Source organism: Xanthomonas citri pv. citri (assembly GCF_000961215.1).
GTDB classification, from domain to species: Bacteria; Pseudomonadota; Gammaproteobacteria; order Xanthomonadales; family Xanthomonadaceae; genus Xanthomonas; species Xanthomonas cissicola.
In genome coordinates, this window is the sequence record NZ_CP008998.1 from 2,415,409 (window position 1) to 2,439,147 (window position 23,739).

Consider the following 23,739-nt stretch of genomic DNA (forward strand, 5'->3'; position numbering starts at 1 on the left):
GCGCATGCAGCGACCCACCGTTGCCTTGTCATGGCTCGCCATCGCCTCTGCGCGTGGCAGCGAGCCGGTGCAGCAGTTTGGTCGTCGCATGACCCTGGAGCAGCGCCGGCAGGTGGCCGGCCGCTGCGCGACTGTTTCGGCAGTGGCATCCGTCATCTTTACCTTCATGCGCACGGTGCGGTTGTCGTCCGCACCGCGCATCGCCTGAGCCAACGAGAGCAGCTATGGCAGAGTTCACCCTCCCCAAGAATTCAAAGATCGGCAAGGGCAAGCATTACCCTGCAAAGGGCGCCAAGAACACGCGCACCTTCAAGGTCTACCGCTGGGATCCGGACGTCGACGCCAACCCGCGCACCGACAGTTACGAGATCGATCTGGATAAATGCGGCCCGATGGTCCTGGACGCGCTGATCAAGATCAAGAACGAGATCGACCCGACGCTGGCGTTCCGTCGCTCCTGCCGCGAGGGCATCTGCGGCTCGTGCGCGATGAACATCGACGGCACCAATACGCTGGCCTGCACCAAGGCGATTGCCGCGTGCGGCAAGTCCGAGGTGCCGATCTATCCGCTGCCGCACATGAGCGTGATCAAGGACCTGGTGCCGGACCTGACGCACTTCTATGCGCAGTACGCGTCGATCAAGCCGTGGATCCGCACCCAGACGCCGCCGCCGCCGGATCGCGAGCGCCTGCAGTCGCCGGAAGACCGCCGCAAGCTGGATGGCTTGTACGAGTGCATCCTGTGCGCCTGCTGCTCGACCAGCTGCCCGAGCTACTGGTGGAATGGCGAGCGGTATCTTGGCCCGGCCATCCTGCTGCAGGCCTACCGCTGGATTATCGATTCGCGCGACGAAGACACCGGTGCGCGTCTGGACGATCTGGAAGACCCGTTCAAGCTGTATCGCTGCCACACCATCATGAACTGCGCACGGACCTGCCCGAAGGGCTTGAATCCAGCGCTGGCGATCGCCGAAATCAAGAAGTTGATGATGGCGCGTCGCGCCTGATCGCACGGCATTGATTCCCCGCCACGGGGATGTGGTTCGCAGCGGCACCGGCCCTTGGGTCAGGTGCCGCTGTCGTTTTCGGACCGCCATGCGGTGCGGTGGAGAGTGAGATGGACGAACAAACCCTGCTGAAAAAGTTGCGCTGGCGTTGCCGGCGCGGAATGCGCGAACTCGATCAATTGTTCGGGCGCTACCTGGATCAACGCTGGGCGCAGGCCCCCGACGCCGAGCGCGCGGTTTTCCTACAGCTACTGGATTGCGAAGACGATAAGTTGTGGCGCTGGTTCATGGGATACGAGGCCTGCCCCGATGCCGCCAACGCCGCACTCATCGCCGATATTCGCGCCCTGCCGGCTTGAGTGGCGACCCTCGCGCTGGCTGATCTGCGCATTCGGCGTGTTGGTGGCGCTCGCCGTGTGGGCGGTGTGGCGCAGCGGCGTACCGCTGTGGTTGGCCCTGTTGTTGTCTGCCTACGCGGTGCTTGCAGGCGGGCGAGCAGTGCGTCAGCTGTTGCGTTCGCCAGTGAGGCAATTGCTGGTGCCATGGACGCAAACGCCCGCCAGCATTGACGGTGTGGAGGTGGAAGAGCTGCAGGTACGCTGGCGCGGGCCGCTTGCGGTGGTGTCTTGGAAGCGGGCGGATGGTCGGCGCGAGCGCCTGCATTTCTGGCCGGACACCTTGCCGGCGCCGCAACGACGTGAACTGCGTCTGGCCGCTCAGGCCCACGCCATTTCGTCCGGGCGGCCGCTAGTGGCACCATAGCGTCCCTTTCCCGGTTGAACCGCATGTTCAAACCTATTCCGGTTGCCATCGGCTTGCGCTATCTGCGTGCCAAGCGGCGCAATGGCTTCATCTCGTTTATTTCGATGGCGTCGATCCTGGGCATCGCCCTGGGCGTGACCGTGCTGATCACCACGCTTGCAGTGATGAGCGGTTTCCAGAAGGAGATCCGCGACCGCCTGCTGCAGATGGCTGCCCACGCGACCGTCAGTGCAGAAGGCGCGCCGATGCGCGATTGGCAGCATGCGGTCGAGGTCGCCATGTCTGATTCGCGCGTGGCCGGTGCCGCGCCCTACATCGAAACCGAATCCTTATTGCAGGGCCCGCGCAAGCAGCCGGCCATCGTGCGCGGCGTGATTCCTGCCGAAGAAGGCAAGGTGTCGGTGCTGGCCAAGAAGATGCAGCAGGGTTCGGTCGACAGCCTGACGCCTGGGTCGTACAACATCGTCATCGGCAAGGAGCTGGCGTTGTGGCTTGGCGTGGATGTTGGCGACAGCATCGTCGTGTTGCTCAGCGACACCCAGGCGACGCCGCTGGGCGCGATGCCGCGGCTCAAGCGCTTTACCGTGAGCGGTATTTTCGAGGCCGGATACAACGAAATCGACCGCGGCCTCGCCGTGGTGAACATGCAGGACCTGGCGCGCGTGCTGCGCATGGATGGCGTCACCGGCGTGCGCCTGCGCCTGCATGACATGGATCAGGCCTGGCCGGTGGCGCGCGATCTGGCGGTGAGGTTGCACGGCCCGTATCGGGTCAGCGACTGGACCCAGGAAAACGCCAACCTGTACCACTCGTTGAAGATGGAAAAGACGGTGATGGGCATCCTGCTGTCGCTGATCGTGGCGATGGGCGCGTTCAACCTGGTGTCCTCGCAGGTGATGCTGGTGACCGATAAACAGGCCGATATCGCCATCTTGCGCACCCTCGGGCTGTCGCCGGCCGGGGTGATGCAGGTATTCATGGTGCAGGGCTCGTTGATCGGCTTCATGGGTACCTTCATGGGCGTGATCGGCGGCATCGTGCTAACGCTCAATCTTGAACGCATCCTCGGCGTGATCGAAACGATTTTCAGCGTCAAGTTGCTACCCGAAGACGTGTACTACATCACCGGCCTGCCGACCGATATGCAAACCCAGGACGTGGTGGTGATCACCGTGGTGGCATTGGTGATGAGTTTCCTTGCGACCTTGTACCCGGCGTGGCGCGCTTCGCGCACCCAGCCGGCGGAGGCGCTGCGTTATGAATGAGATCCGGGAAACGCTCGTGCAAACACCAAAAAAGGCAACTGCGGTGATCCGCGCCGAAGCGCTGGCCAAGACCTACGCCGAAGGCAAGATGCGCACGCCGGTATTCGATGGCCTGGATCTATCGGTGGCCACCGGCGAAACCGTGGCCATCGTCGGCGCCTCCGGTGCCGGCAAGAGCACCTTGCTGCATCTGCTCGGCGGGCTGGATATTCCCACCTCCGGCGAAGTGTATGTGGCCGGCGAGCGCATGTCGGCGCTGTCCGACGCGCAGCGCGGCAAGCTGCGTAACCAGGCGCTCGGCTTCGTCTACCAGTTCCACCACTTGTTGCCGGAATTCACCGCGTTGGAGAACGTGATGATGCCGGTGCTGTTGTCCGGCGAGGATGTGGCCGTTGCCAAAAGTCAGGCGCTGCAATTGCTGGAATCGGTCGGGCTTGGGCATCGCGTCGAACACAAGCCCAGCGAACTCTCCGGCGGCGAGCGTCAGCGCTGTGCGGTGGCGCGTGCACTGGTCAACAAGCCGGGCTGCGTGTTGGGCGACGAGCCCACCGGCAATCTTGACGACAAGACCGCGGGTACCGTGTTCGAGCTGATGCTGGAACTCAACCGCGCCCAGCGCACCAGCCTGGTACTGGTGACGCACGACCGCGGCTTGGCACGGCGCCTGGACCGCGTGCTGGAGCTGCACCAGGGCAAGCTGCGCGAATTGGCGCCGTCTGCGGTGTAAGCACATGGCGACGCGGTCGATCGGCAGACCGATCGCGTTGCGGATGAGCGTGGCATTTGCAGTGGACCCTGGTGCCGTGCCCGGTAGTCGAAATGGTGGCGCATTTTGAAGTGCAGTGGCAGCGAACGATCGCATGCAGCGCGACTGCCAGGGCACATGCCGCACGATCTCCGCAGGCCAGTGCGGCCTGCGGAGATGCCACAGCATCGGTCAAGGAATGATGCGCAGTGCCCGCAGGCGGGTAAACAGTTCGAAGAACGAGGCGCGGCTGTCGTAGAAGTCGAGGAAGCCCAATTCACGGCTCTTGGTCATGTCGTTGACGCACTCGATCTCGCGGCCCAGGTCGGCATCGGTATGCCACCACGATGCAAGCCGGTTGACGTCGGACTCTACCAACGTGTGTTGCGCGGCCACCTCTGCCCACAGGGCAGGTGCGGTCTGGCTCATGCGTGCTTCCAGCGGTTCCGGCACAGCGGGGCAGGGCGCAGCGTCGAGCTCGAAGAACTTCGCAATCTCACCCCACATCCAGCGCCAGCGGAATACATCGCCATTGACGGTGTTGAAGGCCTGATTGCGCGCCGCGGGGCTAAGCCCGGCCCAGGCCAGTTGGCGGCCAAGCAGCCCGGCATCGGTAAGGTCGGTGAGGCTGTTCCATTGCGCTTGCGACCCTGGGAACACGAACGGTTGCCCGGTGTGCTTGCACAGCGATGCATATACCGCCAGCGTCACGCCCATGTTCATGGCATTACTGCCGTTGGCCATGCCGACCATGGTGTGCGAGCGATGGACGCTCCAGCCGAAACCATGCTGCTCGGCATGCGCGAACAGCAGGTCTTCCAACGTGTAGTAGAAATTTTCGCCCGGCTGGCGCGGCTCGCTTTCGCGAAACGGCGTCTCGGCCTTGCCGCTGCCGTAATTTTCGAACGCGCCCAGGTAGTGTTTGGTGCCGGTGACCAGCGCCATGTGCTGCAGCGGCGCATCGCTGAGCGCATCGCACAGGTGCCGCATCATCGCGCCGTTGGCCTGGACGTTCTCGCGCTCGGTATCGCGACGCGTCCAGGTGCAGAAGAACACGTGGGTAATCGGTAGACCACGCAACGCGTTGTTCGTGCTCTCGGCGTCCAGCAGATCGGCGGCCACCGGAATGACACCGTCGTGGGGCAGTGGCCGACGTGCAAGGCCGTACACGGTCCAGCCGTCGGCGAGCAGCACGTTGGCAAGGTTGTAACCGGAGATGCCGGTCACACCGACGATCAATGCAATGCCTTTACGCATGGGGGAGGCTCCTGAAAAAATGGATCTCACCATAGCGGTGACACCATGAAATCGGGGCGAACGCTGGGCCAGAGGGCGTGCTGCACCGTTGACCGCTCGATCTGCCGCGGCATGCATCTTCACGTGTGCACTGTGCTACGCACCGCATCAAGTGATTGCGGCGTGCCGCAGGACGTCGCTCGTATTCATAATCAGCGACCGCCGCAGCAGTGTTCTTCCTACCCAGGCTTGGGTAGATCTCCGCTGTGCGTGGAAGGTGTCGCGATCTAAGGTGAAGACGTTGATCGATAGGGTCCATGATGGTGACCGACAGCATGGAGGTGTCAGCGCACACGGCACCGCCGCAGATGGGATCGGCGGTGGTCATCGCGGCCGCGTTATTGCTGGGCGTGGTGGCGTGCGCCTGGTCGCCCATACTGCTGCCGCGCATGGTTTATGTCGGCTGCGTGTGCGTTGCGTTGCTGGGCAGCGGCGCGACGGTGTGGCTGCGCCCGTGCTGGAGTGCGCTATTGCTGGCCGGCGCTGCGGCACTTCTTGGATTCGGAGCGATGGGATGGCAGGTGACTGGCGCGCTGCAGGCGCAGTTGCTTCCGCAGGATGAAACACGCGATGCCACCGTGCGCGGGCAGATTGTCGGGCTACCGATCGCCGAGCAACGCCGTACCCGCTTTCAGCTGCGCGTGGACGAGGCTCCGGCCCAGCCGGCGGCACTGCGTGGCAAGCTCCTGCAGGTGGCCTGGTACGACGACTTTGATGCCGAGCGCATCGGCCCGCGCGCGGCGCTACATGCAGGTGCGCGCTGGCAGCTGCGGCTCAAGCTGCGTGCGCCACGCGGCTTGCGCAATCCCGGAGGCTTCGATGCCGAGCGCCAGGCACTGGCGCAGCGCATCGCTGCGACGGGCTATGTGCGCATCCCTGCAACCGCACACCAGACCGTACCGCCGCAAGGCGTGGATGCCTGGCGCGAACGGATGTCGCAACGCATCGCCGAGCGTGTCGGCGGCCCCTCTGCGCCGTACCTGCGGGCGCTCGCGCTCGGAGATACCCGGGGGCTGGACGATACGGCATGGGCAACGTTGCGCGCGACCGGGCTCAGCCATCTGATCGCCATCTCTGGATTTCATGTCGGGCTGGTCGGGGCATTCTTCGCGCTGCTGATCGCTGGCATATGGCGCTGGCAGCCGCGACTGGGCACATTCATGCCGCGTCTGCATGCGGCATCGATTGCCGCGCTACTCGGCGCTGCGGCCTACGCGCTACTGGCTGGCCTGGCGCTGCCGACGGTACGCACCGTATTGATGATTGCGGTGGTGGCCCTCGCCAGGGTGCTGCGGCGACGCGCCTCGACCGCGCATGTGCTTTCGCTCGCCTTGTTGGCGGTGGTGCTGTGGGATCCGCTCAGCGTGCTGGTTGCTGGCTTCTGGCTCAGCTTCGCCGGCGTGGCATGGCTGGTCTGGTGCCTGCCGTCTGACGATCGCGCCATCGTGCGCGGCTTCCTGTCTGCGCAGACCGTGGCCACCGTTGGCCTGCTGCCGTTGACGGTCAGCTTGTTCGGGCAGGCGTCGCTGGTCGGGCCATTCGCCAATTTGGTCGCCATTCCGTGGTGGACTTTCGTGGTGGTACCGCTGTGCCTGTTGGGGACCGCACTTGAGGCGATCTACCCGGGGACCGGCATGTGGGCATGGCAGCTTGCGGGCTGGTGCTTTGAGCTGACCTGGCCGGGGTTCGTCTGGCTTGGGCAGACCGCGTTGGCGTTGTGGTGGGTGCCCGAGTCCGATGGGGTTGCCCTGATCGCCGCCTTGCTCGGTGCGTTCTGGCTGTTGCTGCCGCGCGCGACGCCGGGTAAATCGTTGGCGGCGCTGCTGTGGTTGCCGCTGCTCTGGCCGGATCGCGAGCTACCGGCCGCAGGCGAGGCGGAAGTGCAGGTGCTGGATGTGGGTCAGGGCTTGGCGGTGCTGGTGCGCACGCAACGCCATGCGCTGTTGTTCGATACCGGTCCGGCGGTGCGCGACGGCTTCGATGCCGGCGAGCGCGTCGTGCTGCCGGCGTTGCGCGCGCTTGGTGTGCGCCGGCTGGACGCCATCGTGCTCAGCCATGCCGATGCCGATCATGCTGGTGGCTATGCCGCAGTGCGCACGGGGCTGCCGGTGGCACGCACGGCTGCGCCACCGGGTGCGCCGTTGGACGTCACCGCACGCTGCCGCGCCGGGCAGCAGTGGGAGTGGGACGGGGTGCGCTTTCGCTTCCTGCATCCCGGCGCGGGTTTTCCTTACCTGCGCAACCAATCCAGCTGCGTACTGCGGGTCGAAACCGCGTATGCGAGCGCACTGTTGCCGGGCGATATTGGCGACATCGTCGAGCGCCGCCTGCTGCGCGGGCACGCCGCGGACCTGCGTGCCGAGCTGGTGATCGTCCCGCACCACGGCAGCGCCGATGGCTCGCAAGCCGGTTTCATCGCCGCCACCGGAGCACGCCTGGCGTTGGTGTCGTCCGGTCATGGCAACAGATTCGGGCATCCGCGCGCCGAGGTCGTGCAACGTTGGAAGTCAGGCGGGGCAGAGGTGTTGGACACCGCCCAGGCGGGAGCGATCCGGGTTTGGCTCGGTGCCGCGGGCCTGCAACTGCGCGAGCGACGGCGCTGGCAGCCGCGGCTATGGGATGCTGCGGAACGGCGGCGGTCGGCTGCTATCCTATCGGTCAGCGAACAGGCGGCCGCGTTGCCGGAGGAATCGAATCGTGTTGGAGCTGGTCAAGGCAGGCGGTTGGCCGATGGTGCCGTTGCTGTTGCTGGGCGTGATCGCCCTGGCGATCGTGCTGGAGCGTATGTGGAGCCTGCGCCGCAATGAGGTGACGCCGCCGGGCCTGGGTGAAGAAGTGCGCAATTGGGCCGCGCGCGGCAATCTGGATCCCACCCACATCGAGTCGCTGCGCCGCAATTCGCCGTTGGGCGCCTTGCTGGCCGCGGCGCTTGACGTTCGTGGCCGCCCGCGTGACGTGATCCGCGAACGTATCGAGGACACCGGCCGGCATGTGGTGCATCGCATGGAGCGCTATCTGAACGCGTTGGGCACGATCGCATCGGCTGGGCCATTGTTGGGTCTGCTCGGTACCGTGGTCGGCATGATCCAGATGTTCATGGGCATCCTCGATCACGGCGTAGGCGATGTGAATCAGCTCGCCGGCGGCATTGGCAAGGCGCTGGTGTGCACTGCCACCGGCATGATCATCGCGGTTCCGGCATTGATGGCGCATCGCTTCTTCAAGGGGCGGATCGCCGGTTACATCGTCGAGATGGAGCAGGAAGCCATCTTGTTGCTGGACACCATGGATGGCCGAGTCGTGCCGGCAGCCTTCGCGCCGGCTGCAGCGGGCGGCAAGCCTGTCACGGCAAAGGGTTGACGGATGCGCATCGGCAGCGACCGAAGCCAGGACGAGCCGCATATCGACCTGGTGCCATTGATTGACGTCATCCTCGTCCTCATCATCTTTTTCGTGGTGACCACGACCTTCGACGCACGCTCCACGCTGCAATTGCAGCTGCCGACCGCCAGCGACCAACACAGCAGCACACCGCCACGTTCGCTGAGCGTGCTGGTCAATGCCGATGGGCGTTATTTCATCAACGATCAGGAAGTGCTGCGTTCGGACGTGGGCTCGCTCAAGCAGACCATCGCCCAGATCGCCGGCGATGACCGCGAACAGACCGTGCTGATGCGCGCCGATGCGCGGACCCCGTATCAGGCCGTGGTGACCGCGCAGGATGCGCTGGGCCAGCTCGGCTTCCGGCGCATCGCCATCGCCACCGCGCCTCCGGCCAGCGCCACCGGTACGACTGGCAAGACAAGCACCAACGGAACCCGCCAGTGACCATCTCCATCGACCGCCCGGCGCCAGTGTCTTCCTGGCGCACGTACCGTCGCCTGCTGGCGTTTGCCAAGCCGTATCGTTTGTTGCTGGTGGCCGCGCTGATCGCTGCGTTGATCGAAGCGGCCGGCACCACCGGTTTTCTGGCGTTGATGAAGCCAATCACCGACGAGACCTTCATCTACAAGAACGCCGAGGTCAGTCGCTGGTTGCCGGTGCAGATCATCCTGCTGTTCGTGGTGCGCGGCGTGGCCGGCTACATCACCGACATGGCGATGGGCAAATCCGCACGCAGCATCGCGCGCGATCTGCGCATCAAGGTGATGGCCAAGTATCTGCGCCTGCCAGGGTCACGCTTTGATTCGGAGCCGGTGCCGTCGATGTTGATACGCCTGGGCTCGGATTCGGACCAGGTTGCGCAGGCCGCAGTGGATGCGGTCAAGGTCATGATCCAGCAATCGCTGCAGGTGATCGGTGCGCTGGCGCTGATGCTGTGGCATAGCTGGCAGGTGACATTGACCATCCTGGTGCTGGCCCCGGTGCTGGCCTGGGTGATGGACAAGGTGGCGCGGCGCTACCGGCGTATCAGCCACAGCATCCAGGAAAGCGGTGCGCAGCTGCTGCAGGCCGCCGACCAGACCTTGTCCAGCCATCAGGAGGTCAAGATCTACGGGGCTCAGCAGACCGAAATGGAGCGCTATGGCGCGCTGGCCAATCGCAACCTGCGCCTGGCGATGAAGGTCGAATCCACCCGCGGCATTTCCACTGCCACCGTGCAGATGATCGGCGCGATCGGCTTGTCGGCATTGCTGTTCGTGGCCGGTGCGCAGGCCTTGGCCGGGCGACTGACGGCCGGCGATTTCGTCGTGCTGATGACCTCGATGCTGACGATCATTCCTGGCCTCAAGCAGCTGACCAATGTGCAGAACATGGTGCAGCGCGGCCTGGCATCGGCCGAGCGTCTGTTTTCGGTGCTCGACAGCCCGGACGAGCCGGATCAAGGTACCGTGCCGCTGACGCGTGCCAAGGGCTTGATCGAATTTCGCGATGTCACGGCGCGCTACCCCGGCCAGGTCAATCCGGCGCTGGCAGATGTCAGCTTCGTTGCGCAACCGGGCACCGTCACCGCCATCGTCGGGCGTTCCGGGAGCGGCAAATCCAGTCTGATCAAGTTGATTCCGCGTTTTTACGAAGCCGAGGCCGGGCAGATCCTGCTCGACGGGCATCCGGTGCAGGCGTATGCGTTGGCGGATCTGCGTCGGCAAATTGCGCTGGTCGGCCAGCAGGTGATGCTGTTCGACGGCAGCATCGCCGATAACGTGGCGTTCGGCGAAATGCGCAACGCCGATGCCGGCAAGTTGGAGCGCGCGATTCTGGGAGCCAATGCAATGGAGTTTGTCGCGCAGCTGCCCGAAGGTCTGCAGTCGCATGTCGGCACCAAGGGTGGGCGCCTGTCCGGCGGCCAGCGCCAGCGTCTGGCGATCGCACGCGCCATGCTCAAGGACGCGCCGGTCCTGATTCTGGACGAGGCCACCGCAGCGCTGGACAACGAGTCCGAACGACTCGTGCAAGATGCGTTGCACAAGCTGATGCCTGACCGCACCACGCTGGTCATCGCGCATCGTCTATCCACCATCGAGCATGCCGATCAGGTGCTGGTGATGGACCAGGGCCGGATCGTCGAGCGTGGTACGCATCACCAATTGCTGGCGCAGGGCGGCTTGTATTCGCACCTGCACGGCATGCAATTCCGCGAACGCCAGGCATGAGCAAGCGCGGCACCCGCACCCCGGGTTACTGGTACGACAACACGCCGATTCCGCTGCCGGCGCGCATCCTGGCACCGGTCTACGGCGCTGCGATCGCGTTGCGACGGGCGCTGTATCGCCGCGGCTGGCGCAGGCGCCACGGTGTGCCGGTGCCGGTGATCGTGGTCGGCAATGTCACCGCCGGCGGCACCGGCAAGACGCCGCTGACGATTGCCTTGGTCGCGAAGCTGCAGGAAGCCGGCTGGACCCCTGGCGTCGCCAGCCGTGGCTACGGCCGCGATGACGCCGGTACCGCCCGCTGGGTCGAAGCGGACACGCCGGTGGCGCTCGGCGGCGACGAGCCGGTGTTGATCGCCTGGAAGACCGGTGCGCGCGTGCGCGTCGACAGCGACCGGCTCGCTGCTGCGCGGGCGCTGGTCGAGGCGGGCTGCGACATCGTGATCTGCGACGATGGCCTGCAGCATTACCGTCTGGCCCGCGATGTCGAAATCGAAGTGGTCGATGGCCAGCGGCGCTACGGCAACGGACGCCTGTTGCCTGCTGGGCCGCTACGCGAACCGGCCGCGCGGGCGCAGGATTGCGATTTTCGCGTGGTCAATCTCGGCCAGGCCAGTGCAACTGCCACACCGCAGGCGCCGGATGATGCCGGTTTCGGCAAATGGCAGATGCGTTTGAGCATCGACAGCGTGCAGCCAATGGACGGCAAGCGTGCGCAGCCCTTGAGCATGCTTGCCGGACAGCGCGTGCATGCCGTGGCGGGCATCGCGCATCCGGAACGTTTCTTCGCCATGCTGCGCGCGCGCGGCATTGGCGTGGTGCCGCACGCGTTTGCGGATCATCACGTCTATCGCGCCGCGGATTTCAGCTTCGGAAGCCGCCTGCCGGTGCTGATGACCGAAAAGGACGCGGTGAAATGCCGTCCGTTCGCCGACGAGTGGCTGTACAGCGTGCCACTGAAGGCGGAACTGCCGGCCGCGTTCTGGGTGAGCCTGCTGGACCGATTGAACAAATTGGCGAGCCGGCAGGGCGTGTGAGCGAGTCAGCTTGCAGTTGGACGGTTGCTGGCCAAGCATCCCGAGCCAGGCGTTGAGTGCGCTCTTGCGGCTGCGATGTGTCATCCATGCTGGATGACACATCGCACCACTCGGGTAAAGGTCTACCCGAAAATATTGGTGCGCATCGGTGCAATCAGGGCGCGCGGCGCGGTTTGATGTCGTGCAGCGCAGCGCCAACTGAATACCGCCACTTCGCTCAATCACACATCGGCATCAAGCGATTCGGTTCTCTCGCTTCCCCTACTTCCTACTGCATCCAGAGCGCGCACGTATGACACCCACCACGCCTGCCGATTTCGTTGTCGCCATTCCCGCCCGTTACGCTTCCACGCGGCTGCCGGGTAAACCGCTGCAACTGATCGGCGATCGACCGATGATCCAGCACGTGGCCGAGCGTGCATTGCTGGCGGGTGCGCGCGAGGTGTGGGTGGCCACCGACGACGCGCGTATCGTAGCGGCGATCGAGCATCTGCCAGGAGTGCATGTGGCGATGACCGGCACCGCGCATCTTTCCGGCACCGACCGCCTTGCCGAATGCGCGCGCATTGCCGGATGGGACGACCAGGCCTGCGTGGTCAATCTGCAAGGCGACGAGCCGTTTGCGCCGGCTGCGGGCATCCGCGCTGTTGCAGATCTGCTGCAGCGCTCCGGTGCCCAGATGGCCACGCTGGCCGCGCCGGTGGACAACGCGCACGACCTGTTCGATCCCAACGTGGTGAAGCTGGTGCGCACGGCCGGCGGCGACGCGCTGTATTTCAGCCGTGCGCCGATTCCCTGGCACCGCGACAGCTTCGCCAGCCAGCACGATAGCGTGCCTGCAGAAGGTCAGTGGCTGCGTCACATCGGCATCTACGCCTATCGCGCAGGCTTCCTGCAACGCTTCGCAGCCATGCCGCCCGGCATGCTGGAGCGCACCGAATCGCTGGAACAATTGCGCGTGATGGAAGCCGGCTATCGCATCGCCGTGGCGGTGACGCCTGAGCCGTTTCCGCCAGGCATCGATACCGCGGACGATCTCGTTCGCGCGCAGATGCGGGTGGCTTCTGCATGAAGGTGCTGATCGTCTGCCTGGGCAATATCTGCCGGTCACCGATGGGCGAGGGTGCCTTGCGTGCGCAACTGGACAAGGCACGGCTGTCGCGGCGCATCGAGGTCGATTCGGCCGGGACCGGGGATTGGCATGCCGGCGATCCGCCGGACCCGCGCGCGATCCGCTGCGCGGGCGGTCACGGCGTGGATATTTCGGGTCTTCGCGCGCGCCAGGTGAAGCACTCGGATGTCGAGCATTTCGATTGGCTGCTATGCGCAGACGGCAGCAATCTGCGCGATCTGCAGCGGCTGGCCCCGGCAGCGCAGCGCGACAAGCTCGCCTTGTGGCTGCCCTGGGCCGGCATCGACGCGCGCGATGAAATCCCCGACCCGTATACCGGCAGCATGGATGACTTCGAGCAGGTATGGCAGCTGGTCGACACTGCCGCGCGCCTCACCGTTGCCAGACTCACCCGCGGCTAATCGCGCTTGGGCATAATCACCGCATGAACGCCCAGCTCACCCAGGAACTGCCGGAATTTCCCACCTGGCTCAATGCCAGGCCCTCCACCTTGCAGGAGCATCGCGGGCGTGCGCTGGTGCTGGCGTTCGTCAACGCCAGCTCGGTGTGGTGCGCAGAACGCCTGGCCGAGCTTGCCCACTGGCAGGCGCGCAGCCCTGGCCGGCTCCAGGTGATCGTGGTGCAGGTGCCGCGTTTCGACAGCGAACGCCTGCCGCAACGCTCGCTTAAACAACTGCGCGGACACGGCGTGAGTGCGCCGATCCTGCTCGACAAGGACTGGGAAACCTGGCGTCGCTTCGGTATCGAATCCTGGCCCACGCTGGTGCTGCTGGATGCCTACGGCCGCGAGCGGCAGCGCCTGGTGGGCGTCACCGGCGATCTGGACAAGGCCCTGACTGCCCTGTGCGAAGGCCAGCCGCCGCCGTCTGACGCCGACCTGCACGGCGTGGCCGAGCGCGAGCCCGAGCCGCATCTGGCATTGCGCTTTCCTACTGGTTTGGCGGCGACCGAAGACCGGTTGTATGTCGCCGATACCGGCCACCACCGCGTGCTCGAGTGCACGCACAGCGGGCGCGTGCTGCGCCAGTTCGGGCATGGCAATGCTGATCTCATCGACGGCGGTGTCGGCGAGGCGGCATTTAGGCGTCCGCAAGGTTTGGCGTTGGAACGTGATCAACTGTATGTCGCCGATACCGGCAACCATGCGCTGCGTCGTATCAACCTGCGCAGCGGGCAGGTGGATACCTTGTGCGGCACCGGTCGTTCCGGCGAGCCGGTCGAAGGCCCGCTGGCGTCGCCCGGTGGCTCTGCGCTGAACTACCCGCAAGGTCTGGCCATCGCCGACAACCAGGTGTTGATCGCCATGGCCGGCGATAACCGGATCTGGAGTTATCACCTGGGCCGCGCCGCGCTGACCGCGCGCGCAGGCACCGGTGCCCTTGAAATTCGCGACGGCAGCGGCCATCTCGCTGCTTTCGCACAGCCGGCCGGCTTGGCGTCGGTGCAGCAAGTGGCCTATGTCTGCGACGGACTGGGCTCGTCGATCCGCACCATGCAACTGCGCGGCGATCTGGTGCAGACCTTGGTGGGCGGGCAGGGCACCTGGCAATTTGGAGATCAGGACGGCCCGCGCAGCACGGCGCGTCTGCAGTTCCCACAGGCCATTGCATTGGCGGCCGATTCGCCGCTGCTGTGGATCGCCGACACCGGTAATGGCCGCCTGCGCTGCCTACGCCTGGGCGGCGGCGAATTGACCACGGTCGCGCTGCCGCGTCGTCTGCATGGCCCTGCCGGTCTGGCGGTCGCCGCCGGTGCGGTCTGGATCGCAGAAACCGATGCACATGCCATCTTGCGGTACGACCTTGCAAGCGGCGCACTGAGTGATGTTTCGATAGACGAATGAGCGTCAGACCCCAAAACGATTTCGATGGAAAAGCGTTTGCTGCGCAACTGAGCACCGCGCCTGGCGTCTATCGCATGTATGCGGGCGACGACACCTTGTTGTACGTCGGCAAGGCGGGCGCGCTGCGCAAGCGCGTGGGAAGCTATTTCAACGGGACGCCGAAGAACGCCCGGTTGACCTCGATGCTGTCGCAGGTCGCGCGCATGGACGTCACCGTCACCCGCAGCGAAGCCGAAGCGCTACTGCTGGAAAACCAGCTGATCAAATCGTTGTCGCCGCGCTACAACGTTTCGTTGCGCGACGACAAAAGCTACCCATACGTGTTGCTGACGCGCGAACAATGGCCCCGTATTGCCTTGCATCGCGGTCCGCGTGCGGTGCAAGGGCGTTATTTCGGCCCTTACACGGGCGTCACCGGTGTACGCGAAACGCTGAGCCTGATGCATAAGCTCTTCAAGCTGCGCAGTTGCGAGGACAGCGTGTTCCGCAACCGTTCGCGGCCATGCCTGCAGTATCAGATCGGGCGTTGCAGCGGCCCGTGCGTGGATTTGGTGGCGGCTCCGGATTACGCCGAATCGGTACGCCGCGCTACCATGTTTCTCGAAGGCAAGAGCGATCAGCTCGGCGAAGAGATCATGCACTCGATGCAGCAGGCCAGCGAGGCGCTGGAATTCGAGCGCGCCGCGCGTTTGCGCGATTTGCTCTCGTCGCTGCGCAGCATGCAGAACCGTCAATACGTCGACGGCCGTGCAGCGGATCTGGACGTGCTGGCCTGCGCCACGCAATCCAGCCAGGCGTGCGTCCTGTTGCTGAGTTTTCGCGATGGCCGCAATCTCGGCACGCGCTCGTTCTTTCCCAAGACCAACGGGGAAGATAGCGCCGACGAAATTCTTGGCGCGTTCGTATCGCAGTACTACGCCGAGCACTCTCCCCCGCGCGAAATCCTGCTCGACCGCGAGATTCCGGAAGCCGAGCTGATCGAAGCCGCGCTCAGTACGGCCGCCGAGCACAAGGTGGCGCTGAAGTGGAACGTGCGCGGCGAGCGTGCCGGCTATCTGCTGCTGGCCACGCGCAATGCGCAGCTGACCCTTGTCACCGAGCTCACCAGCCAGAGCGCGCAGCATGCACGCAGCGAAGCCTTGCGCGAGCTGCTTGGACTTGCCGAGCCGGTCAAGCGCGTGGAGTGTTTCGACATCAGTCACACCATGGGCGAAGCGACCGTCGCCTCGTGCGTGGTATTCGACGCCAGCGGCCCGGTGCGTGGCCAGTACCGGCGCTTCAATATTTCCGGCATCACGCCGGGCGACGACTACGCAGCCATGCGGCAGGCGATCGAGCGCCGCTTCCGTCGCGCCGTGGAAGAGAACGGCGTGATCCCCGACGTGCTGCTGATCGACGGTGGCGCCGGCCAGCTGGCACAGGCCCAGGCCGCGTTGGCCGATCTCGGGGTCGAGAACGTGTTGCTGGTCGGCGTGGCCAAGGGCGAAGAGCGCCGGGCAGGGCACGAAGCGTTGATCATGGCCGACGGGCGCGAGCTACGGCCGGGCGCGGCGTCGCCTGCGCTGCAATTCATCCAGCAAGTGCGTGACGAAGCGCACCGCTTTGCGATCACCGGCCACCGCGGGCGCCGCCAGAAGGCGCGCATGACCAGCAAGCTCGAGGATATCCCCGGCATCGGCCCTCGGCGCCGCGCGAGCCTGCTCAAGCATTTCGGAGGACTGGTCGGGCTCAAGGCCGCTGGCGAGGCCGAGATTGCACGGGTGGAGGGGGTCAATGCCGCACTTGCCGCGCGAATCTACGCTAACCTGCACGGGCTGGCGCTTCCCGATGCGGCAGGCGAGGCAAGTCCGCAATGAAGTTGACCATCCCCACGTGGCTGACACTGCTGAGGATCGTGATGATCCCGGTGTTGGTCGTGGTGTTCTACCTGCCCTACACGTGGACGAACTTCGCGTCCGCCGGCGTGTTTGCGCTGGCCGCCATCACCGACTGGCTGGATGGCTGGGTCGCGCGGCGTTATCACCAATATTCCGCATTCGGCGCATTTCTGGACCCGGTCGCCGACAAGTTGATGGTCGCGGTGGCGCTGTTCCTGATTGTGCAGGGCCATCCCACGCCGTGGATGGCGTTCTGGGCGGCAGTCATCGTCGGACGCGAGATTGCCGTCTCTGCACTCCGCGAATGGATGGCCGAGATCGGCCAGCGCGCCAAGGTGCGCGTGGCGGCCATCGGCAAGATCAAAACCACCGCACAAATGGTGGCGTTGCTGTGCCTGTTGTATTCGGTCACCCCAGGGCAGATGCCTACGCATGAAATCTGGCTGGGCAACCTGATTTTTCGTGCGGGCTACTGGACGCTGGCCATTGCGGCCTTGCTGACGCTGTGGTCAGGGTTTCAGTATCTGCAGGCCGCGTGGCCAAGCCTGCGCGCCGACGAGAAAGCAGCGATCAGCAACAAGCCGAAAAAAATCGAAAGCAACAGTTGACAGCTATCCCGTTCACTGTAGAATTTCGCCTCCCAAGCGGGAATAGCTCAGTTGGTAGAGCGCAACCTTGCCAAGGTTGAGGTCGCGAGTTCGAGTCTCGTTTCCCGCTCCAGATGTAGACAGGATCCCGCGTCAGGGGTCTCGTTGTTTCAAGGCAGGATGCCTTGGGTTTGATGTTTCGGCCTGGTGGTAGAGTGGTTATGCAGCGGACTGCAAATCCGCGTACGCCGGTTCAATTCCGGCCCAGGCCTCCACATCGCATGCGGTATTCCTGCCATTGATAACGACGACAGGGCTAGCGCAACGAAGTAATACGCTGTACAATTTTGCTCCACGCGGGAATAGCTCAGTTGGTAGAGCGCAACCTTGCCAAGGTTGAGGTCGCGAGTTCGAGTCTCGTTTCCCGCTCCAAATTCAAGGTGCCGTTCAATGCATCTTCAAAAAAGGACCTTCGGGTCCTTTTTTGTTTGCTGGTGGCAGGCGCTAGGACGGATGGTGTGGCTGTTGCGCGATTCGCGGATCAGCGAGCGCGTCATGCGTGTCGCAGCAACTGTGCTGAGTGCATCAGGGAAGGAGACATCCGTGCAGACGCCTCCTGGCGGGATGACGATGCGGTCCAACGGCAGGCCGCCTGCAGTGTTTTGGTTTTGGGCTCATGCCGTCGTGCTCAGTCGCCGTCTTGATTGCGGGGCCGGGCCGTCGAGGTGTCGCTAGCCGGCGGTCTGCCTGCATGGCAGATCGACCTGATGGCTGTGTGCAGTGGAGGCTAGCTGGAATCGCAATGATTCGGTTGTAGCTATAACGCTAGCATTGCGTTCAATACCTCTTTGCACTTGGGTGCAGGAACGGGCGGTATCGCGCGATTACCGTAGTGTGGGACACGTCCGATCTACAGCAACTGCATCAACGGTCGTTGATGCGTTTGCAAGAGCCAGCAAGTCTCGTCCACTGGCGCCGATGCACGTTTACGCGTGCCGTCAGCTCGGCACTGGGATCAGGTGCTTGAGGAACGCACCTGCGTGGCTCTCTATGCCGAGACCTGCATACGATTTTTTGGCTGCCCTTCGAAACGATGGGTGCACTGTCTTTGCTGCGCCGTGCGGCTATGTGTGGCATCGCTGATGGCGCTAACAGTGGTCAAGCGTGACGCACGAAGAATATGCGACGGTCGTGACGAATGGTGGGAGCTGAATGGGTGGGGCGCTAGACCCTGCGTCCAGTGAGTAATCTTGTTATCACATCGGCAATCGCTCGACCGAGATCTCCAGCCAATCGAGATAAGTTTTGCGCAAAGCGGCCTCGCACGATGGCGCGGTCTGCGTCATACATGCTTGCTTATTATGATTGAGTTTTACCAGACATCATTAATAACAATACGTCGGCCATCCGTACCCCTCGGAAGACAGATCTTCTTCTGATTGCCAGTCGAGCAAAAATGTGACGAACACACAACCATCTATGCTCAGATCTACGCGATGGCCATAAAAATCCGGTGCGAAGCAATCTGATTGATGGCGCAAAGGATTTTCCTGGAAATCGATAAGAAATAAGAAGCACCGGTGGAGTGTGCTTGCGCGACGTTTTTTGTCATTGACGTGCTATCAATGGCGCCGCTCGACACGTGCGATACCCGCCACCGAATCCTTTTGAAGATGCGATTACCATGATCGATACATCGATGGCATTGCCCGCGCCACTCGATAAAGTGAAGTTTTCCAATAGAAAATAAGGGAATGACCTCTCGATGGTGCCAGATCTCGTTCTGGGAGGGTAACTGTGCCTCAATCAAATGGGCAGGCTGGAATATAAAAAAGTAGCGCCCATCATCTCCCCTATCACTTGGGCAACAGTATTCGGTCGCCGCATTCTTCATGCGGAGCGTCACGGGACGAACTGTACCCATCATCAAGGACTATGCAATGCAAACGACCGATCGGTCTGTCTTTCCGCTGAGCAGTCCTCAGAGAGAGATCTGGTTGGAACAACTGATGCTCGGGCAGTCGGTTTCTTCCAACATCGGTGGCTATATCGAGATCGATGGCGATATCGATGTCGGATGCTTGCAGCATGCGGCACAAACATTAGTCGATCAATGCGAAGTCCTGCGGATGTGCATAACGGAAGACGTGGACGAGGAGGGAATCCCGCTGCAGTGCTTCGCTGAGACGATGCATCTGCCCGTGCCATTCGCCGATATTACGTCTGTGCAGGACCGTCAGGGATGGCTGGAGCAATGGATCCAGGAGCACATGGAGACGCCGTTTCAGTTCGACGGCACGCCGCTGATGCGCCTTTCGTTGTGCCGCTTCGATGCTGGCAAGTGGTATCTGATGGTGAGCCTGCACCACATCCTGATGGATGGCTGGTCCTTGTTCCTGACGATAGAAACTCTGGGCCGCCTCTACAGCGAAATGCGTGAGGGCCGTCCGGCGACAGTGGACGTCAGATCCTACCGTGACTTCATCGAGAGCGATCGTTCCTACCAGCACTCCGCGCAGTACGAGACCGATCGTCAATACTGGCTGGCAAAGTATTCCGTGCTTCCAGAACCCCTGTTCTCCACTGCCCCGGGGGCAATGTCCACTGCGGAGGTGTCGGGTGTCAGCGTCAACCTTGTTCATGAATTTCCTGCCGATCTGCTGGATCGACTGACACGGCTAGCCACCGATCACGGCGTATCCCAGTTTCAGATCCTCCTTGTCCTTCTCTATGCCTACTTCTCTCGCACGCAACAGCGTGAAGAGTTGGTCGTCGGCGTGCCGATCCTCAATCGTGCCGGTCACCAGTTCAAGAATTCGATTGGACTGTGCGCACAGATAAATCCGGTGCGCATGCGCTTCGACCCTGCGATGCCTTTCATTGATGCGGTGCGACTAGTGTCGCGAGAATTGCGCAAGGACTACCGTCATCAGCGCTTTCCTGTCAGCGAGATGGGGCGTGCCTGTGGATTGTGGAAGAGTGGTGCGACGCGCTTTTTCGAGATGGTGTTTTCCTTCGAGCAAACCGGACACGTGTATCGCTTCGGAGTCGCGCGAGGAGTTTTTGTCAAGGCATCCAATAATCGCGAATACAATCCGTTGTCGTTGTACGTCAGGCGCAACGCCAATGACGATATTGCTTGGCTCCATGCGATCTACAACAAGGGCTATTTTGCTGCCGACCAGGTAGCACAAATGACGCAGCGTCTGGTCCAGCTCATGATGCAGGTGGTGGCGCACCCGAGCCGTCCTTTGAACCAGATCGAACTATGTACCGCCGATGAGCTGGCATGCCTGGATACCTGGAGTCGCGGCAGGAAAACGCAGATGCCGGTGGCGACGCTGCCTGCGATGTTCGAGGCGCAGGTAGAGCGGACACCGGATGCGATAGCAGTGGCCTTTGGTGACTTGCGCCTGACCTATGCCCAGCTCAATGCAAGGTCGAATCAGCTTGCGCATCACTTGATTGCACTTGGGATTGGGCCGGACCAGCGCATCGCCTTGTGCATGGAGCGCTGCCCCGAATTGGTGGTGGCGTTGCTTGCGGTCCTGAAGGCAGGCAGTGCCTATGTTCCGCTGGATCCGCGTTATCCGTCCGAGCGTCTGGCTTACATGCTGTCCGACAGCACACCGCGTGCGCTCATCGTCCATTCGGCAACGCGCGATCTGTTGGAGGACACAAACGCCATCCTGATCGATGTGGATACGCCTGAGTGGCTGCATCGGCCCACCGATACTCCGCTGGTCGCAGGGTTTGCGCCGTGCCATCTGGCGTATGTGATCTATACCTCCGGCTCCAGCGGTCGTCCGAAGGGGGTGATGGTTCCCCACGACGCCCTGAGCAACTACCTGCATTGGGCGATCGACCACTATCACCCCCGGCAAGGCGCAGTGGTGTCGTCGTCGCTTTCGTTCGATGCAACCGTCACCAGTCTATACCTGCCTTTGCTATGTGGCGGTACCACCGAACTGCTTCCTGAGCGGGACGAGATCGAGGCCTTGTTGAAGCGAGTCTGCGCCGATCAGCCACTGTGCTTGGTCAAGATCACGCCGGCCCACCTGGATGTCTTGACGCAGCAGCTGGCTGCCTGTGGCGGTACTCCGTCGGTGTCGTTGTTTGTAGTCGGTGGCGAGGCCTTGCACGCATCGACGGTCAAGCGATTGCGTCAGCTTGCACCTCATGCGCGCGTGGTCAATGAGTATGGGCCGACCGAAACGGTGGTCGGATGCGTGGCGTATGAAATCCCACTGGATTGGGACGCAGGCACATTAGCCACCATTCCGATCGGGCGGCCGATCGACAATATGCGTGTCTATCTGCTGGATGCGAATAGGCAGACGGTTCCTGCTGGTGTGGCCGGAGAACTGTGCATCGCTGGCAGCCAGGTCACGCGTGGCTATCTCAATCGTCCAGAGTTGACCGAGCAACGCTTCGTGGTCGATCCATTCGGCACTGGGCCGGAGCAACGAATGTATTGCAGCGGCGACCTGGCGCGCTGGATGCCCGACGGAACGCTCGAGTACCTCGGGCGTAACGATGACCAGATCAAATTGCGCGGTTTTCGGATCGAGCCTGCGGAGGTGAGCTCCAGGATCCTGGACAACCCGTTGGTGGCCGATGCGGCGGTGGTGATTCACACTGCCGCATCGGGAGAAAAATGTCTTGTGGCGTACTACGTGAGCGACGCGCCCGAGGTGACTGCCGAGCGTCTGCGCGAGCAGCTGCAGCAGCGGCTTCCCGATTACATGGTGCCTGCGGTTTACATCCGCATGGACCTATTGCCGATGACACCCAATGGCAAGTTGGATCGTCATGCCTTGCCTGCGCCCGATGCACAGGCGTATGCCCAGCAGGGGTATGTGTCGCCTGAGGGACCGACCGAACAGTTGCTTGCCGTTCTATGGAGCGATGTCCTGAAGATCGAGCAAGTCGGTCGATACGATCACTTCTTCGAGCTTGGCGGGCACTCCCTTCTAATCGTCGCGTTATTGGAGCGGATGCGACAGCATGGCCTTGAAGCCAATGTAAAGTCCCTGCTTGCTCGACCCACCGTGATGGGGATGGCGGCGGCGGTTGGCGCCAGTCGCGACGAGAAGATTCCCGAGCCGCGCATTCCAGAAGGGTGCGACCGCATCACGCCGGATCTGCTTCCGCTGGTGGAGCTGTCACAGCAAGCAATCGATACCATCGTCAGCACGGTGCCCGGTGGTGCGCGCAACGTGCAGGACATCTATCCGGCGGCACCACTGCAGGAAGGCATTGCCTACCATCATTTGACAGCGACTCAGGGCGATCCCTATCTGCAATATGCGCTGTTCGTTTTTTCGGATCGGGCTCGCCTGGATGCATTCGCAGCCGCGCTCCAGTGCGTGGTCGCACGTTACGACATTCTGCGCACTGCGTTGATCTGGGAGCAGTTGGATGCGCCGCTCCAGGTGGTCTGGCGGCAGGCGACCGTGCCGATGATCGAGATTGCGGTGGGTCCTGCTGAGGAGGATGTCCTACAACTGCTGCGTGCCCACCTGGATCCGGCGCGCCAGCAACTCGATCTGCGGCAAGCTCCCTTGCTGCGTCTGTGCTATGCCTACGATGGCGTCGGCCAACGTTGGGTGGGCGGGCTACTGTTCCACCATTTGGTCGGAGACGCTGCGTCCCTGACAGGGTTGCTGGAAGAGATCGACAGCCATCTGCGCGGAGACGGCGCACGATTGCCGCCGCCGTTCCGGTATCGCACCTATACCATGCATGCCCGCCGCGATCAGCACGCAGAGGAACACGCGCGCTTTTTCAAGGAAATGCTCGGCGATGTGTGCGAGCCGACCATTGCATTCGGGTTGCAGGATCAAGGTGTGGTTGACCAGCAAGTGCGCAAGGCAGTCATCCAGATCGACGCCTCGATTGCGCAGCGGTTGCAAGTACAGGCGAGGCGATTGGGGGTTAGCGTTGCCACGTTGTGTCACGTCGCCTGGGCGCAGGTGCTTTCCGCAGCGTCGGGGCAGCAGGACGTGGTCTTCGGCACCGTCATGCTGGGGAGAACGCAGGGAAAGGAGATCGAACGTGCCATCGGAATGTTCATCAACACGTTGCCGATCCGGGTTCGCTTGGGTCGGGCCAGCGTGCGTGCCGTCATCAAGCAGACGCATGCCTGGCTGAGTGAGCTGTTGGCGCATGAACACGCTTCGCTGTCGCTGGCGCAGCGTTGTAGCCGCATGTACACACAGCGCGTGTTGTTCAATGCATTGTTCAACTATCGCCGGCTGAGTCGGGCCAATCTCAATGGCACCGTGCTGCAGGCGTGGCCGGGGATTGATGTTCTGGGGGGAGAAGAACGTAGCACCTATCCGGTGAGCCTCTCCATGGATGATCTTGGCGATGGTTTCCAACTGACGGCGCAGGCCTCGGCAGACGGCGTGCCCGCCAGAATGTGTGCCTACATGCAAACCGCATTGCAGCAGCTGGCCGACGCGCTCGAGCATGAGCGGGAGACGCCGATCAGCCAGCTGTGCGTGCTGCCGCCAGCAGAGCGCCAGCGTTTGCTGGGCTTCAACCTGCAGCATCGCGCGGCTGAGGCAGTGGATTCGTTGGCGCCGTGACCAG

19 protein-coding genes and 3 tRNA genes are annotated in these 23,739 nt (G+C 63.1%); 20 read left to right on the forward strand and 2 right to left on the reverse strand.

The genetic code is table 11. The features are described from left to right. Window positions 1-4 precede the first annotated feature (4 nt). The 6 genes from AMD14_RS11005 to lolD all read left to right on the forward strand — a co-directional run bounded on the left by AMD14_RS11005 (window position 5) and on the right by lolD (window position 3,761). A complete protein-coding gene (locus AMD14_RS11005; protein WP_015472017.1) occupies window positions 5-208 on the forward strand; it encodes a hypothetical protein in 204 nt (67 codons plus the stop codon). 16 nt (window positions 209-224) lie between these two features. Beyond that, a complete protein-coding gene (locus tag AMD14_RS11010) occupies window positions 225-1,007 on the forward strand; it encodes a succinate dehydrogenase iron-sulfur subunit (RefSeq protein WP_003482787.1) in 783 nt (260 codons plus the stop codon). A gap of 110 nt (window positions 1,008-1,117) precedes the next feature. Beyond that, window positions 1,118-1,366, forward strand: a complete 249-nt coding sequence (locus tag AMD14_RS11015) for an FAD assembly factor SdhE (RefSeq protein ID WP_003482785.1) — start codon at window positions 1,118-1,120, stop codon at window positions 1,364-1,366. Beyond that, on the forward strand, window positions 1,317-1,769 hold the full coding sequence (locus AMD14_RS11020) for a YgfX family protein (protein ID WP_040107614.1): 453 nt from the start codon (window positions 1,317-1,319) through the stop codon (window positions 1,767-1,769). Before AMD14_RS11015 ends, AMD14_RS11020 begins: the two co-directional genes overlap by 50 nt. A gap of 23 nt (window positions 1,770-1,792) precedes the next feature. Continuing rightward, on the forward strand, window positions 1,793-3,034 hold the full coding sequence (locus AMD14_RS11025) for a lipoprotein-releasing ABC transporter permease subunit (RefSeq protein WP_003482780.1): 1,242 nt from the start codon (window positions 1,793-1,795) through the stop codon (window positions 3,032-3,034). Next, the gene (gene lolD / locus AMD14_RS11030) at window positions 3,027-3,761 is read left to right on the forward strand and encodes a lipoprotein-releasing ABC transporter ATP-binding protein LolD (protein WP_015472015.1); all 735 of its coding nucleotides are present in this window, start codon (window positions 3,027-3,029) and stop codon (window positions 3,759-3,761) included. Before AMD14_RS11025 ends, lolD begins: the two co-directional genes overlap by 8 nt. Before the next feature lie 210 nt (window positions 3,762-3,971). Here lolD and AMD14_RS11035 read toward each other — a convergent pair whose 3' ends face one another. Continuing rightward, complete coding sequence (locus AMD14_RS11035) at window positions 3,972-5,036, reverse strand: SDR family oxidoreductase (RefSeq protein WP_015463169.1); 1,065 nt, start codon at window positions 5,034-5,036, stop codon at window positions 3,972-3,974. A gap of 299 nt (window positions 5,037-5,335) precedes the next feature. Here AMD14_RS11035 and AMD14_RS11040 point away from each other — a divergent pair, with 299 nt between their 5' ends. From AMD14_RS11040 to AMD14_RS11100, 13 genes are all read left to right on the forward strand, one after another. Next, window positions 5,336-7,882, forward strand: coding sequence for a DNA internalization-related competence protein ComEC/Rec2 (locus AMD14_RS11040; RefSeq protein WP_015472014.1), 2,547 nt, complete (start codon window positions 5,336-5,338; stop codon window positions 7,880-7,882). Continuing rightward, window positions 7,773-8,435, forward strand: coding sequence for a MotA/TolQ/ExbB proton channel family protein (locus tag AMD14_RS11045; protein WP_011051322.1), 663 nt, complete (start codon window positions 7,773-7,775; stop codon window positions 8,433-8,435). Before AMD14_RS11040 ends, AMD14_RS11045 begins: the two co-directional genes overlap by 110 nt. Window positions 8,436-8,438: 3 nt before the next feature. Then, complete coding sequence (locus tag AMD14_RS11050) at window positions 8,439-8,903, forward strand: ExbD/TolR family protein (protein ID WP_011051323.1); 465 nt, start codon at window positions 8,439-8,441, stop codon at window positions 8,901-8,903. Beyond that, window positions 8,900-10,669 carry a lipid A export permease/ATP-binding protein MsbA gene (gene msbA, locus AMD14_RS11055; protein ID WP_011051324.1) on the forward strand — a complete coding sequence of 590 codons (1,770 nt, stop codon included), beginning with the start codon at window positions 8,900-8,902 and terminating at the stop codon, window positions 10,667-10,669. Before AMD14_RS11050 ends, msbA begins: the two co-directional genes overlap by 4 nt. Continuing rightward, window positions 10,666-11,703, forward strand: coding sequence for a tetraacyldisaccharide 4'-kinase (gene lpxK, locus AMD14_RS11060; protein WP_011051325.1), 1,038 nt, complete (start codon window positions 10,666-10,668; stop codon window positions 11,701-11,703). The genes msbA and lpxK overlap by 4 nt, the downstream gene beginning before the upstream one ends. A 292-nt stretch (window positions 11,704-11,995) precedes the next feature. Further along, window positions 11,996-12,775, forward strand: coding sequence for a 3-deoxy-manno-octulosonate cytidylyltransferase (kdsB, locus tag AMD14_RS11065; protein WP_003490553.1), 780 nt, complete (start codon window positions 11,996-11,998; stop codon window positions 12,773-12,775). Further along, window positions 12,772-13,236: a low molecular weight protein-tyrosine-phosphatase gene (locus tag AMD14_RS11070; protein WP_011051326.1), complete on the forward strand. Its 465-nt coding sequence runs from the start codon at window positions 12,772-12,774 to the stop codon at window positions 13,234-13,236. The genes kdsB and AMD14_RS11070 overlap by 4 nt, the downstream gene beginning before the upstream one ends. Before the next feature lie 23 nt (window positions 13,237-13,259). Then, entirely contained in the window at window positions 13,260-14,678 is a 1,419-nt protein-coding gene (locus AMD14_RS11075) for a hypothetical protein (protein WP_003490549.1), read from the forward strand. Further along, window positions 14,675-16,534 carry an excinuclease ABC subunit UvrC gene (gene uvrC, locus AMD14_RS11080; protein WP_005923353.1) on the forward strand — a complete coding sequence of 620 codons (1,860 nt, stop codon included), beginning with the start codon at window positions 14,675-14,677 and terminating at the stop codon, window positions 16,532-16,534. Before AMD14_RS11075 ends, uvrC begins: the two co-directional genes overlap by 4 nt. Then, the gene (pgsA, locus tag AMD14_RS11085; protein WP_005916703.1) at window positions 16,531-17,163 is read left to right on the forward strand and encodes a CDP-diacylglycerol--glycerol-3-phosphate 3-phosphatidyltransferase; all 633 of its coding nucleotides are present in this window, start codon (window positions 16,531-16,533) and stop codon (window positions 17,161-17,163) included. Before uvrC ends, pgsA begins: the two co-directional genes overlap by 4 nt. Window positions 17,164-17,199: 36 nt before the next feature. Further along, window positions 17,200-17,275 (forward strand) — tRNA-Gly (locus AMD14_RS11090). 68 nt (window positions 17,276-17,343) lie between these two features. Further along, a tRNA-Cys gene (locus tag AMD14_RS11095) sits at window positions 17,344-17,417 on the forward strand. An 81-nt stretch (window positions 17,418-17,498) separates the two neighbouring features. Further along, window positions 17,499-17,574, forward strand: a tRNA-Gly gene (locus AMD14_RS11100). 26 nt (window positions 17,575-17,600) lie between these two features. Here the strand turns inward: AMD14_RS11100 and AMD14_RS24870 are convergent. Continuing rightward, on the reverse strand, window positions 17,601-17,783 hold the full coding sequence (locus AMD14_RS24870) for a hypothetical protein (RefSeq protein WP_015471928.1): 183 nt from the start codon (window positions 17,781-17,783) through the stop codon (window positions 17,601-17,603). A gap of 1,299 nt (window positions 17,784-19,082) precedes the next feature. On the opposite strand from AMD14_RS24870, the gene AMD14_RS11105 reads away from it, so the two are divergent. Continuing rightward, entirely contained in the window at window positions 19,083-23,735 is a 4,653-nt protein-coding gene (locus AMD14_RS11105; RefSeq protein ID WP_040107615.1) for a non-ribosomal peptide synthetase, read from the forward strand. The last annotated feature ends 4 nt before the right edge of the window (window positions 23,736-23,739 follow it).

Coding starts and splice junctions, on each gene's coding strand:
- AMD14_RS11005 (WP_015472017.1), top strand. CDS start 5: ATGCAGCGACCCACCGTTGCCTTGTCATGGCTCGCCATCGCCTCTGCG.
- AMD14_RS11010 (WP_003482787.1), top strand. CDS start 225: ATGGCAGAGTTCACCCTCCCCAAGAATTCAAAGATCGGCAAGGGCAAG.
- AMD14_RS11015 (WP_003482785.1), top strand. CDS start 1,118: ATGGACGAACAAACCCTGCTGAAAAAGTTGCGCTGGCGTTGCCGGCGC.
- AMD14_RS11020 (WP_040107614.1), top strand. CDS start 1,317: ATGCCGCCAACGCCGCACTCATCGCCGATATTCGCGCCCTGCCGGCTT.
- AMD14_RS11025 (WP_003482780.1), top strand. CDS start 1,793: ATGTTCAAACCTATTCCGGTTGCCATCGGCTTGCGCTATCTGCGTGCC.
- lolD (WP_015472015.1), top strand. CDS start 3,027: ATGAATGAGATCCGGGAAACGCTCGTGCAAACACCAAAAAAGGCAACT.
- AMD14_RS11035 (WP_015463169.1), bottom strand. CDS start 5,036: ATGCGTAAAGGCATTGCATTGATCGTCGGTGTGACCGGCATCTCCGGT.
- AMD14_RS11040 (WP_015472014.1), top strand. CDS start 5,336: ATGGTGACCGACAGCATGGAGGTGTCAGCGCACACGGCACCGCCGCAG.
- AMD14_RS11050 (WP_011051323.1), top strand. CDS start 8,439: ATGCGCATCGGCAGCGACCGAAGCCAGGACGAGCCGCATATCGACCTG.
- lpxK (WP_011051325.1), top strand. CDS start 10,666: ATGAGCAAGCGCGGCACCCGCACCCCGGGTTACTGGTACGACAACACG.
- kdsB (WP_003490553.1), top strand. CDS start 11,996: ATGACACCCACCACGCCTGCCGATTTCGTTGTCGCCATTCCCGCCCGT.
- AMD14_RS11070 (WP_011051326.1), top strand. CDS start 12,772: ATGAAGGTGCTGATCGTCTGCCTGGGCAATATCTGCCGGTCACCGATG.
- AMD14_RS11075 (WP_003490549.1), top strand. CDS start 13,260: ATGAACGCCCAGCTCACCCAGGAACTGCCGGAATTTCCCACCTGGCTC.
- uvrC (WP_005923353.1), top strand. CDS start 14,675: ATGAGCGTCAGACCCCAAAACGATTTCGATGGAAAAGCGTTTGCTGCG.
- pgsA (WP_005916703.1), top strand. CDS start 16,531: ATGAAGTTGACCATCCCCACGTGGCTGACACTGCTGAGGATCGTGATG.
- AMD14_RS11105 (WP_040107615.1), top strand. CDS start 19,083: ATGCAAACGACCGATCGGTCTGTCTTTCCGCTGAGCAGTCCTCAGAGA.